The sequence below is a fragment of the Opitutia bacterium genome, assembly GCA_016217545.1.
In the GTDB taxonomy this organism is placed as follows: domain Bacteria; phylum Verrucomicrobiota; class Verrucomicrobiia; order Opitutales; family Opitutaceae; genus Didemnitutus.
The window spans coordinates 533,028-547,070 of record JACRHT010000012.1 but is presented as its reverse complement, the minus strand read 5'-3'; the positions used below and the strand labels follow the sequence as shown (position 1 = coordinate 547,070).

At 66.3% G+C, this 14,043-nt stretch carries 8 protein-coding genes; 7 read left to right on the top strand and 1 reads right to left on the bottom strand.

Translation table 11 applies throughout. The annotated features are described in order from the left end of the window. The first annotated feature begins 151 nt into the window (after window positions 1–151). The 7 genes from HZA32_09230 to HZA32_09200 all read left to right on the top strand — a co-directional run bounded on the left by HZA32_09230 (window position 152) and on the right by HZA32_09200 (window position 12,839). Window positions 152–3,334: a TonB-dependent receptor gene (locus HZA32_09230; protein ID MBI5424261.1), complete on the top strand. Its 3,183-nt coding sequence runs from the start codon at window positions 152–154 to the stop codon at window positions 3,332–3,334. 242 nt (window positions 3,335–3,576) lie between these two features. Continuing rightward, entirely contained in the window at window positions 3,577–6,480 is a 2,904-nt protein-coding gene (locus HZA32_09225; protein MBI5424260.1) for a TonB-dependent receptor, read from the top strand. A 133-nt stretch (window positions 6,481–6,613) separates the two neighbouring features. Beyond that, window positions 6,614–7,555 carry a DUF1460 domain-containing protein gene (locus HZA32_09220; protein MBI5424259.1) on the top strand — a complete coding sequence of 314 codons (942 nt, stop codon included), beginning with the start codon at window positions 6,614–6,616 and terminating at the stop codon, window positions 7,553–7,555. 22 nt (window positions 7,556–7,577) lie between these two features. After that, window positions 7,578–8,375, top strand: a complete 798-nt coding sequence (locus HZA32_09215) for a hypothetical protein (GenBank protein MBI5424258.1) — start codon at window positions 7,578–7,580, stop codon at window positions 8,373–8,375. Window positions 8,376–8,497: 122 nt separating this feature from the next. After that, window positions 8,498–9,700, top strand: coding sequence for a hydrolase (locus tag HZA32_09210; GenBank protein ID MBI5424257.1), 1,203 nt, complete (start codon window positions 8,498–8,500; stop codon window positions 9,698–9,700). A gap of 226 nt (window positions 9,701–9,926) precedes the next feature. Then, window positions 9,927–11,561: a sigma-70 family RNA polymerase sigma factor gene (locus tag HZA32_09205; GenBank protein MBI5424256.1), complete on the top strand. Its 1,635-nt coding sequence runs from the start codon at window positions 9,927–9,929 to the stop codon at window positions 11,559–11,561. 78 nt (window positions 11,562–11,639) lie between these two features. Next, window positions 11,640–12,839 carry an acyltransferase gene (locus HZA32_09200; GenBank protein MBI5424255.1) on the top strand — a complete coding sequence of 400 codons (1,200 nt, stop codon included), beginning with the start codon at window positions 11,640–11,642 and terminating at the stop codon, window positions 12,837–12,839. A 39-nt stretch (window positions 12,840–12,878) separates the two neighbouring features. On the opposite strand, the gene HZA32_09195 is transcribed toward HZA32_09200, so the two are convergent. Next, complete coding sequence (locus HZA32_09195) at window positions 12,879–13,997, bottom strand: anhydro-N-acetylmuramic acid kinase (GenBank protein ID MBI5424254.1); 1,119 nt, start codon at window positions 13,995–13,997, stop codon at window positions 12,879–12,881. Window positions 13,998–14,043: the final 46 nt, after the last annotated feature.

Genomic DNA, 14,043 nt, shown 5'->3' with positions numbered 1-14,043 from the left:
GGGTTTTCCGGCCTCACTCTGAGCGGGCCGCGACGGCCGGAACGGCGAGAGAATTCGACTTGGACGGCGTGCCGGTTGGGCGTAACTCGAAGCTCTAACACCTCGGCCGCGTTTCCCCCCTTCGTTTCGACGCGGCCAAAACCTGCATACCATGAGCATCCAGATCGTGAGTCGCACTCCGTTCGTCCGGCTGTTGCGCAACGCAACCAGCCTCTTCGTCTTCCTCACTGCGGGCCTCGTCGCCCTCGCCGCCGACACGGGCCGGGTCGCCGGCACCGTCGTCAGCAAAAGCACCGGCAATGTTCTGCAAGGAGCCCAAGTCACAGTGCAGGGCCGCGTCGGCTTCTCCGATGAGAGCGGCCGCTTCGTCATCTATGATGTGCCGGCCGGCAACGCCCAAGTCGTCGCGACCTATTCCGGCTTCAAGGACCTGACGCAGGATATCGTCATCGCCGCCGGTGGCCAATCCGACCTGACCCTGACGCTCGAGACCTCCGACATCGTGATGCTCGAGGCTTTCACCGTGCAGACGGTGAAGGAAGGCCAGGCGCTTTCCGTCACCGAACAGCGCAACGCTGCCAACCAAAAGAACGTTGTCGCGCTCGACGAGTGGGGCGTGCTGCCGACGCAGAACGTCGGTGAGCTCTTCGCGCGCATGCCTGGCATCTCCTTCACCACGGATGAAGACAATTTGATCAACAACATCACCGTGCGCGGCATGGTCTCGTCCAACGGCCAGTCGTTCACGCGCCTCAACATCGACGGCATGTCCGCCACCGGCGTTGGCGGCAACGGCCGCACCGCGACGCTCCACTCGTTCTCCGCCGCGATGTATGAACAGCTCGAAGTCATCGCCGGCCAGACGCCCGACAAGCGCGCCGACTCGATCGGTGGCCAGATCAACCTCAAGACTCGCTCCCCGCTCGCCATGAACGAGAAGCGCCGCATCAACTACAGCCTTTCCGGCCGCTTCAATCCCCCGACGAACAAGCGCAACGAAGACCTCGGCACGCATCCCTACGGCTATGTCGCCACGCTCGGCTACCGCGAAGTCTTCGACGTCTTCGGCGGCAAGAAGAACCTCGGCGTCTCCGTCGACCTCGCCCAGCAGCAGATCGTCACGCAGTTCGACTACGACTTCATGCAGTATTCGTCGGTGACCGACTCCAATCAGGTCTACTTCCGTGACTACGATAAGCGCAGCGGCATGAACCACCGCTTCATCACCGGCATCGGCATGCGCGCCGACTACCGCGTGTCCGACTCCACGACAGTTTCCGCGCGCTTCATCTACAACTCCGGCCGCGAGCCGTATTTCCACTACACGTTCGTCAACCCGTTCTTCTCGACGAACAACACGATCTACGACCCGGTCACAAACCCCAGCGGCGGCATCGTCGCCGGTTCGAACTCCACCCGCACCGAGATCCGCCCGACCGGCAACGCCCAGCTCCTCCTCACGCCGCGCCGGTTTTCGTTTATGAGCAACAATCCGACCGGCTCGCTCTTCTTCGAACATAAGCTCGGACGCCTCAAGATCGACCACGCCTGGCGCATGAGCCGCACCCACTGGCAGGCCGGCGCCGGCACCGAGCAGCAGGGCGGCCAGCTCACGCTCCGCACCAAGGACCCGATCGGTTTCATCCTCGACAACTCGAACCGCGAAGGTCGCGTCTTCACCCAGACCGCCGGCCCCAGCGTCTACGACCCGAATAGCTACGCCTCGTTCGTGGTCACCGCCGCCAACACCACCACGGCCCCCGTCGCCCAGACCTCGGTGCGTTTCGACAAGCGCAACATCGTCACCGACACCAACGAGTGGTCCGGCAATCTCAACGCCTCCTACGAGCTGAACCTTGCGTTTCCCGTTACCGTCAAGGTCGGCGGCGACACGATCACCCGCAAGGTCGACAACTTCCAAGTCGACCCACGCCGCTGGTATACGGTGGCCGGCACCGTCCTGTCCGGCCTGCCGTTGATGACGCTCACGACTTTCGAGCAAAACCAAGGCGGCCAGCGCCTGCCGGTCTACGATCCGGCGGCCGTCAGCACCACGCTGGGCGACACCACCAAGTGGTATGAGGACGTGAATTTTAACGCGGTGCAGAAACTCACGAGCTCGCGCCACATCAACGAGCGCGTCGATTCTTATTACGGCCAGGCTCAGGCTAAACTCGGAAAACTTACGGTTCTCGGCGGCGCGCGCCTAGAGGACGTCAGCCTGAGTTCTTGGACCTATTTCCGCGCCCGCACCACCGCCATTGCCGCGCAGCCGGATCACTATGCGCGGGCGGCCTTCGACTTCGATCGGAACGATTCGCGTGGCGGCTACAAGAAGCTCTTCCCGAGCGCGCACCTCGCTTACGACATCACGCCGAACATGAAAGCGCGCGCTAGCTGGTCCATGAGCTACTCCCGCCCCGACCTGCTACAGCTCGTGCAGGGTGTCACTACCGGCACCGACGCCCAAGGCACGCCGACAATCACGGTCGGCAATCCCGGCTTGAAACCGCAGGTCGCCAAGAACGGCGAACTGAAGCTCGAGTATTACTTCAAGAACAGCGGCGTGTTATCCGCCTCGATCTTCACCAAGAGCATTACCGACTACCTTCCGCCGTCCGGCGTCAACTTCGGCTTGGGACGGTTCACGGGAGGCAAGATCACCCTCTCCAACGGCACGGAGGTCGTGGTGGACGACCCCGCCGTGATTACGGATGGCGCGGTGTTGCTCACTCCGCGGAACATCGGCAACGTCAAGACCCTCGGGTTCGAACTCGACTACAAGCAACGCCTCACCTTCCTGCCCGGCCTGTTCAAGGGCCTCACCGTTCGCGCCAATTACACCTACCTCCAAGGTCGGGCCGATCTCGTGTTCCCCTTCACCAACAATACCGCCGCCATCAACGCGCTCGTCGCTGACCTCCCGGGCAACATGCATATCGAGAACGGCCTCATCACCATCAAACGCAAGACCAGCGGCATCCCCGGCCTGCTCCAACACTCCGCCAATCTCGGCCTGCAATATACCAAGGGCAAGTTCGGTGCCTCCTACGACTTGAACTACACGGGATCTTACAACGACGGTGTTGGCTCTACCATCAGCACCTTCTCGGTCACCGCCCCGGCCTACATCCAGCTCTTCGTCTACCGCAAGCCGCTCACGACGATGAACGCCGGCGTCACCTACCGCCTGTCGTCCGACGCCACGCTCTTCCTGAACGTGAACAACTTCACCGAACAGGGTAACGACCGTTACCTGCAGTTCACCTCGCGCCCGCGCCAGCTCACCATCACGCCGCTCTCCATGACGTTCGGCGTGACCGGCACCTTCTGACGGCCGCACCTCGGGAATTCTTCCTTCCTCCAGCGCCGCTCGAGAAATCGGGCGGCGCTTCGTCTTTTGGCCCAGCCCGCTGGCGAGGATTCTGCTTGGACCTGCAAGCACTTCTACTAGACACCTCTCCACGCTCCGCCGAACCCGGAGCCCTAACACACATCCCTGCGGGCCAGCAGCGTGCACACCCACGCGTTTGCCGGTCTCGTTGCTAGCTTAGTCCAACCCTACACACGACCCGTATGAACGCACGTTACTCCCGGAGTTGTCGTTTCACGCTGGCGGCATTGGCCGCGGCCACGATGACCTCCTTCGCGGTGGCGCAAACCGCCCCCGCTCCGCTCGAAGAAAAGAAAGACGACGCCGTCAAACTCGAGAAGTTCATCGTCACCGGCTCCTCCATCAAGCGCCCCGCCGACGAAGGCGCGCTGCCCATCTCCGTGTTCTCCAAGCTCGACCTCGAGCAGGAAGGCATCGCGAGCGCCGAGCAGCTGATCATGAACCTTAACATCAACGGCAACGGCCTCGACAACCTCGCGTCGAACGCCGACGTCGTCGCCGGCGCCGCCCGCGGCAACAACGGCGCCACCTCCGCCAATCTTCGCGGCCAGGGCGCCAACGCCACCCTCGTCCTCCTCAACGGTCGCCGCGTCGCCTCGCACGGCCTCAACGGCGGCGTGGTCGACCTGAACTCCATCCCCTTCGCCGCCATCGAGCGCGTCGAAGTCCTCAAGGACGGCGCCTCTGCCGTCTACGGCACCGATGCCATCGGCGGCGTCATCAACTTCATCACGAAGTCCGACTTCCGCGGCCTCGTCGCCAACGCCTCCTCCGACATCACCGAAGACGGCGGCGGCAACATCTTCCGCTACTCCCTCGTCGGCGGCTGGGGCAGCCTCAACAAGGACGGCTGGAACATCATGGCCTCGCTCGCCCTCGCCGACCACAAGATGCTCCGCGGCGACCAGCGCGATTTCGTCAACACCTTCCAGCCCGCCCGCGGCATCTCCCCCGATACCCGCGGCGCCCCGATCGCCACGATTTTCCCGCTGTCGACGCTCTACTCGATCATCAGCCGCGACAACCTCAACAACACCGGTCGCAGCACCGGCCCCATCGATCCCGCCGGCACCCTCGCCATGAGCGGCGGCATCAACATCCTCGATCTCCCGACGAACACCGCCGGCTACGCCGGATACGACGGCATGGGGCCCTACGAGGAACTCCTCTGGAACGTGCCCTCCGCCAAATACGCCTCCGCTTGGGACACCGGCCGTGCCGCCGCCCTCCAGCAACCGGTCAAGAACACCAACTTCGTCGGCCGCGGCTCCTACAAACTCGGTGAGCACACGATCACCGCCGAAGCAGTCATCGGCCGTTCGGACTCCACCAAGAGCTTCTCGCCGAACCAGATCTCCAGCTCGACCTCGTCGACCAGCCCGTTCTTCAACCTCGCTTACCCGAGCACCGGCGCCGACTACAACCGCGTCTATCAGGCGCTCATCGCGTTTTTCCCCTCGAGCGTGATCAATAACGGCCAGCCGATCGCCTTCCGCTGGCGCGCCACGCCGCTCGGCAACCGCGAAATTCGCACCATCAGCGACACGCGCCGTTTCCTCGTCGGCCTCGAGGGACCGTTGCCGTTTCTCCGCGACTGGGAATACCGCACCGGACTCTCGCAGGCGCAGAGCGAGAGTAAGTCCAAACTCATCAGCGGCTACTTCTACGCCTATCCGTTCGCCGCCCTGATCAACTCCGGCATCGTCAGCCCCTTCAGCCTCACGCAGACGCCGGAAGCCATGGCCGCCCTCGCGAAAACGCGCGCCGACGGTGTCCAGCTCTACGGTGGCACGTTCACCACGACCACCTTCGATTTCACCGCGTCGGGCCCGCTCTGGGACCTGCCGGCCGGCCAGCTATTCGCCGCGGTCGGGGCGGACATCCGCAAGGAAGAATACGAGTTCAACGGCGCGAGCGCGGCCTATGCCACCCAGTCGGATGTGCAGAACTTCATCTTCAACGCGCCGTTCGACAACGCCCTCGCCACCGCGGGCACGCTCAGCCGCACGGTGAAGGCGGTCTTCGCCGAGCTCCAGATTCCGGTCATCAAGCACGTCGACCTCAACGTTGCCGGCCGCCGCGACGACTACACCGGCTTCGGCTCCACCACCAACCCGAAGATCACGCTCCGCATCGCACCCACCGAGAAGATCCTCCTCCGCGGCTCCTACAGCACCGGTTTCCGTGTGCCGACCTTCAAGCAGCAGTTCGACGCGGCTTTCGAGTCCGTCTACTCGGGTGCCGATCTGGTCGACCCCAGCACCGGCGCCTCCATTCCTGCCAACAGCCTGAACCTGATCAACGGCGGCAAGCGCGATCTGCAGCCCGAGGAGGCCGACATGATCTCCTACGGCGTCGTCATCTCGCCGATCAAAAACGTCACGCTCGGCGTCGACTGGTGGAAGGTGAACCGCGACGGCACCATCCAGAGCCTCGGTGCCTCCGACATCCTGAAGAATTCGCAGCTCTTCCCGGATCGCGTCATTCGCAACCCCGCGACGAACCAAATCGCGTTCATCGACGTTCGTCCGATCAACGCCGGCCAGACCGAGACCAGCGGCCTCGAATACACCGGGCGCGGCGAGTTCGACCTCTTCGGCGGCAAGCTCGTCGGCGACGTCAACGTCTCCCAGCTCCTCAAGAAACGCTCCAAGCTCATCGCCACCGCGCCGTGGGGCAACAGCGAGGTCGGCCGCTTCACCCGCGCCTCCGACATCGGCCTGAAGTGGAAATACACCGCCGCCGTCTCCTACCGCAAAGGCAAGTGGACCGGCCGCATCAGCCAGCTTTTCCGCTCCGGCTACATGGACTACGTGCCGCCCGGCATCGCCAACGGCGCCTACCTGTCCAAGGCCACCCAATACAACCCGAAGGTCGACGAATACATCACCTACAACGCGTCGCTGACCTACCGCTGGAGCAAGGACATCACCATCATCGCCGGCATCAAGAACCTGCTGAACGAGGATCCTCCGTTCTCCATCGCCTACGACACCAACACCGGCGCCGGCAGCTCGTGGGAACCGCGTGTCACCGACCCGCGCGGCCGCTCCTTCACGCTCTCGGTCGAATACAAGCTGTTCTAACCGGACAGAAAACGCGTGCCCCGCGCGCGCGTTCCGTCACTCTCTCCGGGGCGATCCTCACGGGTCGCCCCTTTTCTTTCCCCGCGTGAAACACCTCCTCCTTTCCTCCCTGCTCTGCGCCGCGACCGCTTCGCTGTTCGCCGCGGAACCCGCGCCGTCCGCCACCGCCGACCCGCTCGCCGCCCTCGCCGCGAAGCCGCTCTACCAATTCACCGAGCCCGAAGTCGGCGCCTACCTCGCGCAACTCCACGCCACCGAGCCCGACCTGCGCAAGCGCATCGTCCACCTCGCCCGCAAGAACCTCGGCCAGCCCTACGAGCTCTACCTCCTCGGCGAAATGCCGTTCGAGACGCACGACCCGCAACCGCTCTACTGCCTCGCGAAGAGCGACTGCCTCGTCTTCACCGAGCACACGCTCGCCATGGCCCTCTCGCGCGACTGGACCGGCTTCTTCCAACTTCTCCAGCGCATCCGCTACCGCGACGGCCGGATCGGCGTCGTCACCCGCAACCACTTCACCGAGACCGACTGGAATCCCTCCAACCGCTGGCTCGCCACCGACATCACCGCCGAACTCGCCGGCCCGCGCGCCGTGAAGTTCGACGAAAAAATCGACCGCGCCCGCTTCCTTAAGAACCGCTACAAGCTCACCGTCTCCATCCCCGTCGAAGATCACCGCGATACCTTTTTTCCCTACGCCGAAGCGCCCGCCCTCGCCGCGCAACTCCAGGACGGCGACATCATCGAAGTCGTCCGCGGTGTCGTGAAAAAAGGCGCGCCCGCCAACGACATCTTCGGCGGCAGCGCCTGGATCGGCCACGTCGGCCTCGCCGCCCACGGCGCCGACGGCACGCTGCACATCATCCACTCCTCCGAGCCCAAAGTCCGCGAGGAAACGCTCGCCGATTTCATCGCCCGCGAGACCGCGCACAACGCCGAACGCGACGCCGCCGGCAAGCCGCGCCTCCTCGGCTTCAAATTCCTCCGCCTCGCCGCCGACCCGCTCGCCAACCTCAAGCAGCTCGACGGCGCCGACGCCCCGCATGTCACTCTCCCGGGTGGCGGCCGACTCTGACGCCGCTAAGCTGGCGCGCGGCATGAAACTGCTCTTCTCCGAAGCCAAGCCCGACTACGCGCACTACGTCTTTCCCTACGCCGTGTGGGCGTTCCCCGAGTCGCACGAGACGCCGGCCGACCTGTTCGCCGCTGGCTTCCTCGCCTCCACGCCGGAGATGAAGCGCTTCTACCTCTGCCGCCACACCCGCGTGAACCTCGCGCAATTCGCGCCCTCCTCGGAAAACCGTCGCATCCTCCGTCGCGGCGAAAACCTCCGCGTCACGCTCGTCCCGCGCGCGGAGTTCGACTTCACGCCCGCGCGCCACGAATTCGCCCGCCGCTACACCGCCGAGAAATTTCCGCCCGGCATGTCCGACGAGCGCCTCGCGCGCCTCTTCAACTCGCCTCTCACCACGCACGTCCTCGTCGCCACCGATCCCGCGCAACCCGGCGTCGAGATCGGCTTCGCCGCGCTCTACCTCGAACCGAACCGCGCGGCGTTTTATTCCTACTCGTTCTACGACCTCGCACACCCCAACCGCAGCCTCGGCCTCTTCCTCATGACGAGCGCCGTCGCCGAACTCGCCCGCCAAGGCTACGCGCACGTCTATCTCGGCACCTGCTACGCCGATAACGCCCTCTACAAATCGCAGTTCGCCGGCTTTGAGTTCTTCAACGGCGCGCGCTGGTCCGCCAACGTCGACGAACTGAAAGCCATCCTCCATCGCCAGACCGCGCCCGAAACCGAAGGCCACCTCCTCGAAGACGCCGCCTTCACCGCCGCCCACGGCCTCGCCGATCTCCCCGCGCTCGCCGCCGCCAGTCCTTTCCGCGCGTGACTGAAATCGTTCTCGTCCCTCTTTCTCGTTCTCTCCAATCGGAACGCGCTTCCGCACGAGAGAACGAGTAAGAGAACGAGAACGATTTTCTTCCCTAGTCCGTCCGCCACCTCCCGCCCTCCGTGATTCCCTCCTCCATCTCCTCGCTCCCCTCGCGCCGCGCCGAACTCGTCGCGCTCCTCGAACGCTGGGCCGCCATCAACTCCGGCTCCAACCACGCCGTCGGTCTCGCGCGCATGGCCGCCGAGCTGCGCGCGACCTTCGCCGCCGCGTTCCCGGGCGCGCAATTCGAGGAACTCCCCGCCGACGCCGAAGGCTACAACCCGCCCGGCGTGAAGGCGCTCCGCTTCCGCCTCCGCCCCAGCGCGCCAGTCCAGGTTTTTCTCTGCGGCCACTACGATACCGTCTACGGCGCCGACGACCCGTTCCAGACCTGCCGCTGGCTCGACGCCGACACGCTCAACGGCCCCGGCGTCACCGACATGAAAGGCGGCCTCGTCGTCCTGCTCGCCGCGCTCCAAGCCTTCGAGCAAACCCCGCACGCTGCGCAAATCGGCTGGGAAATCCTCCTCACGCCCGACGAGGAAACCGGCACGCACGGCACCCGCCACCTTTTCGAGGACGCCGCGAAGCGCCACCACTTCGGTTTCGTCTTCGAACCCGCGCGCCCCAGCGGCGACATCATCCATTCGCGCAAAGGCACCGGCGGCGCCATCGTCACCTGCCACGGCCGCGCCTCGCACGCCGCCAAAATTCCCAACGACGGCCGCAGCGCGATCCTCGGCCTCGCCGCCTTCGCCCTCGCCGCGTCGAAAATCCCCGCCGAGCTGCCTGGCACGCTCGTCAACGTCGGCAACATCAAGGGCGGCTCGCCCGCCACGAACGTCGTCCCCGATTTAGCCCAAGCCGAACTCGACCTTCGCGTCACCCAGATGAGCGACGAGCCGCAACTCTTCGCCCGCCTCCGCGCACTCGCCGGCGAAGTCGCCGCCGCGCACGAAGTGAAGTTCGACCTCAATCTCTGGCTCAACCGCCCGCCCAAGGAAAACCACGCCGTCGAAGCGAAGCTCTTTCCCGAGTTCCAGCGCGCCGCGACCGACGTCGGCCTGAAGCCCTTCAACTGGGTCCACGGTGGCGGCGCGTCCGACGGCAATTTCCTCGGCGCGGCCGGCCTGCCGTGCTTCGACGGCATCGGCCCCGAAGGCGACCACCTGCACAGCGCCCGCGAATACTGCCGCGTCGCCACGATCGCCCCGCGCGCGCAAAACGTCGCCCTCTTCCTCCACCGCCTCGCCAGCGGAGAGATCCCGTTCCCGAAAAAGTAGCGGCGAACGCCAGCGAGCCGTCTCCAGATGGAGACCGGCTTGGAGGGCGCGACTACCGTCGCGCCGCGCCGCGGAAATCGTGAGATGTGCGCCCCGCACACCCGCGCGGCGGATTTGCTCGGGTAGGGGCGGTTGCCCTCAACCGCCCTCGTCGGGCCTCCGGCAAAAAATCCACCGAATCTTTGTCACCTCTTCGGCCTTTCCGGGCACTTCATTGTGCGACACGATGAAAGCGCCCGAAGTCATGGCCCTGCTCCACACCGCCAGCGATGCCGATCTGGTCGCCGCCTGCCTTGGCGGCAATCGCTCCGCGTTCGAGCAGATCGTGGAGCGCTACCAGCGACTGCTCTGCTCGCTCGCCTACTCCTCGCTCGGCGATGTCGCCGCGAGCGAGGACGTCGCGCAGGAAACCTTCGTCACCGCGTGGCTGAAACTCGGCGAGCTGCGCGAGCCGGAAAAACTCCGCGCGTGGCTCTGCTCCATTCTCCGTTTCAAGATCAGCCACGCGCGCCGGCGCGACGGACGCGAGCCCGCCCGCGGCGCCGAGCCACTCGACCACGCGCTCGAGCTCCCGAGCGACCTGCCTTCGGCCGATACCGCCGCCGCCGATCGCGACGACCAAGCGCTCGTCTGGCAGGCGCTGCGCGATCTGCCGGAAACCTACCGCGAGCCGCTCGTTCTGTTCTATCGCGAGCACCGCTCGATCGAGCACGTCGCCGCCGAACTCGATCTCACCGAGGATAACGTGAAACAGCGCCTCGCGCGCGGCCGCAACATGCTCAAGGAGCAAGTGCTCGCACTCGTCGAAGACGCGCTCGCGCGCAGCACGCCGGGCCGCGTCTTCACCGTCGGCGTGCTCGCCGCGCTGCCCGCGTTATCGCCGCCCGCCAAGGCCGCCGTGGCCGGAACCGCTGCCGCCGCCGCGACGAAAGGCGCGAGCGGCCTCGCGAAGTTCGCCTTGTTCGCGACCATCCTCGCCTCGATCAGCGGCTTCATCACGACCGTGCTGACGCTGCGCATGAATCTCGATCAAGCGCGCACCGCGCGCGAGCGGCGCGTCGTGGTCGTCACGACCGCCGTGCTGTTCGGCAGCTTTGTCGCTTTTCTGCTCTTCATCTTCGGACTGCGCCTCGCCGCCATGCGCTGGCCGGAGCAGTTGCCGGCGATCGCCGCCGTGCACCACACCACGGTTGCGGGCTTCGCCGTCGTTTGGTCGTTCGCCATGGTCCGCGCGCTCCGCATCAGTCGCGAGCTGCGCTCGGCCGAGCGGCTGCGCGAGCCGGAGAAGTTTTCGCATCCGTCCGATCGCATCGGTTCGCGTCTCGCTGAGTTTCGCACGCGCGCGACCCTGCTTGGCCTGCCGCTGGTGCACATCCGCTTTTCCTCTCCCGATGCCTCGCAAAATCCCGCCGTCGGCTGGATCGCCGGCGGCGACCGCGCCGTGGGCGTGCTCTTCGCCTTCGGTGGCTGGGCCGTCGGCCTCGTCAGCGTGGGCGGCGTCGCGCTCGGTGCGCTCACGCTCGGCGCCGTCAACCTCGGCCTCATCAGCCTCGGCGCGATTTGCTTCGGCGGCGTGGCAGTCGGCTCCGTGTCCGTCGGCTGGCACGCCTCGGGAGGCCTCTCGGCTACGGGTTGGGAAACCGCGCGCAGCGCCAACCTCGCGTTCTCCCACCACATCGCCGCCGCGCCGTTCGCGCTGGCGCCGCACGCCAACGACAGCTTTGCGCAGCGCATGATGGCCGATCCCAACGCCGGCCGCGACTGGCTGATTTTCTGCGCGCTCATCGTCGTCCTGAGCCTCGTGCCGACGACGCTCTACGCGCGCGCCGTGCGCCGGCGCATCGCGCGTCCGCCCGACTAACCGCGAGACCTCCTGCTATCGCGCATCCTGACGCCGCTTCCGTGGTGCGAGGCGTGAGCTTTGCCCACCCATTTTCTCATGATAAATCCTGCTCCCGAACCATCCGCCGGGCGTGCCGCGTCACTCGACCGCCTGCGCTCGTTGCTCACGTTGCTCGTGATCGCCCACCATGCGGTGCTGGCGTATTTCCTCTACGCGCCGCCACTCGGCGCGTTCGACGGCACCCTGATCTGGGGCGCTTTCCCCATCATCGACGCCGCGCGTGCCCAGGGCGTCGACCTGTTGGTGCTGTGGAACGACTCGTTCTTCATGGCGCTGATGTTCTTGCTCGCCGGACTCTTCACGGGTCCGAGTCTCGCGCGCAAAGGTGCGGGCGGTTTCCTGCTCGATCGCTTCGCGCGGCTCGGAGTGCCGTTCATCGTGAGCGCCGGTTTGCTCGCGCCGCTGGCCTACTACCCGGCGTTTCTTCAACGCGAGTCGGTGACGGCGGCCACCGGCTTCTTCGACGCGTGGGCAAAGCTTCCGAACTGGCCCGCCGGTCCGGCGTGGTTTCTGTGGGTGTTGCTGGCGTTCAGCGCGCTGGCCGCGGTGTTGCACCTCGCGTTGCCGCGGGTGTTCGAGGCGTTGACGCGGGCGGGTGATTGGTGCCGCGCGCGGCCCGGACGTCTGGTGGGCGTGTGGATCGTGGCCGCGTTGCTGGCCTACCTTCCGGTGGTGATGAAGGTGAATCACATGCACTGGGCGAGCTGGGGTCCGTTCTTCGTGCAGAGCTCGCGCGTGCTGCTCTACGCGACGTATTTCTTCTACGGTGTTGCGCTCGGCGGGCGCGGCGATGGCGCGCGCGAACTCGTGGCGCCGACCGGCTCGCTCGCGCGCCGCTGGGTGCTGTGGCAAGTCGCGGCGGGCATCGTCTTCGTCGCGTTCGTCGTCGCCGTGGTCGTGAACGGCATCAAGGCCTCGCGCGGCGAGTTCTCCCTCGCGTGGGGCCTCTCGGCCGGCGTGTTGATGGCCGTGAGCGGCGTGGTCACGAGCACCAGCCTGTTCGCATGGGCGGCCCGGAAGGGCGTCGAAAACGCGATTTGGGCGAGCCTCCGCCGCAACGCCTACGGCATGTATCTCGTGCACTACGTGGTCGTCATCTGGCTCCAATACGCGTTTCTCACCGTCGAGGTGCCGGGCCTGGTGAAGGCCGTCGCCGTCACGGCCGGGGGCATCGGCCTCAGCTGGGCGGTAACCGCCGCGCTGCGCCGCCTGCCGGGAGTGCGCGCGATCCTCTGAACGAGTCGGCCGGGGCGGTTGTTCGCAACCGCCCTTGCTTCACTCCGGCAGCCACAACCCGCCGAGCACCGCGGGTCGCTTGGCGCCGGTCACGGCGGGACAATTCCCCGCCTGCGCGTGCACCCGCTGCCGCGCCAGCCACGCGAAAGCCATCGCCTCCACCCAGCCGGGCTCGATGCCGAGCGCCTCGGTGGTTTGCACTTTGCAGCGCGGCAACCGCTCCGCGATCGCGCGCATCAGCGTGGGATTCTGCGCGCCGCCGCCACAGACGAAGACACCGGCGTGCTCGAAACCGATGCGCGTCCGGATCGCGTCGCTGATGCTCTGCGCTGTCAGCGCGACGAGCGTGGCCTGCACGTCTGCCGGCGCGGCGTCGCCCACGCGGGCCTCGAGCCACGCGGGCGAAAAATACTCCGGCCCCGTGCTCTTCGGCGCCGGGCGCGCGAAAAATTCGTCGGCCAGCCACGCGCGCAGCAAGTCCTCGCGCACCTTCCCGCGCGCCGCGAACGCCCCGTCGCGGTCCATCGGCTCGCCGAGCTGTTTGCGGCACCACGCGTCGAGCAGCGTGTTGCCCGGGCCGGTGTCGTAGCCGAGCACGAGCGCGTTGGGATCGGCCGGCAGCAGCGTGATGTTGGCGATGCCGCCGATGTTCACCACCGCGCGCGCCTCGCGCCGGCTGCGGAACACCGCGTTATGGAACGCTGGCACGAGCGGCGCACCCTGGCCGCCGAGCGCCATGTCTTTTCTCCGAAAATCCGCCACGACGGGCACGCCGGTCTCCGCCGCGATCGTGTTCGGATCGCCGACCTGCAAGGTGAACGGCGTCGCCAATCCCGGCCGGTGCCGCACCGTCTGCCCGTGGCTGCCGATGGCGCAGATGTCCTCGCGCTCGCGACCGGCGAACGCGATCAGCTCGTTCACCGCGCGCGCGAAGTGCCGGCCCACCGCGACGTCCGCCGCGCCGAGCCGGTCGATCTCGTTCGCGCCCGGCACCGCGAGCGCGATCAGCTCCGCGCGCAATTCCGGCGGGTAGGGCAGCGTGTGCGTCGCGATCAACTGGATGCGCGGACCGAACCGCACCAGCGCCGCGTCCACGGCATCCACGCTCGTGCCCGAAAGCACGCCCACGCACAGTTCGTCTTTCGGCCCAGAACTCATGCCGAAACGAAATGAACGGTTGAACCAGCCGCAGCAACGCAGGATT

Excerpts from the sequence above, each read along its gene's own strand:
- HZA32_09230 (MBI5424261.1), top strand. The coding sequence starts at position 152 with ATGAGCATCCAGATCGTGAGTCGCACTCCGTTCGTCCGGCTGTTGCGC.
- HZA32_09205 (MBI5424256.1), top strand. The coding sequence starts at position 9,927 with ATGAAAGCGCCCGAAGTCATGGCCCTGCTCCACACCGCCAGCGATGCC.
- HZA32_09195 (MBI5424254.1), bottom strand. The coding sequence starts at position 13,997 with ATGAGTTCTGGGCCGAAAGACGAACTGTGCGTGGGCGTGCTTTCGGGC.
- HZA32_09200 (MBI5424255.1), top strand. The coding sequence starts at position 11,640 with ATGATAAATCCTGCTCCCGAACCATCCGCCGGGCGTGCCGCGTCACTC.
- HZA32_09225 (MBI5424260.1), top strand. The coding sequence starts at position 3,577 with ATGAACGCACGTTACTCCCGGAGTTGTCGTTTCACGCTGGCGGCATTG.
- HZA32_09215 (MBI5424258.1), top strand. The coding sequence starts at position 7,578 with ATGAAACTGCTCTTCTCCGAAGCCAAGCCCGACTACGCGCACTACGTC.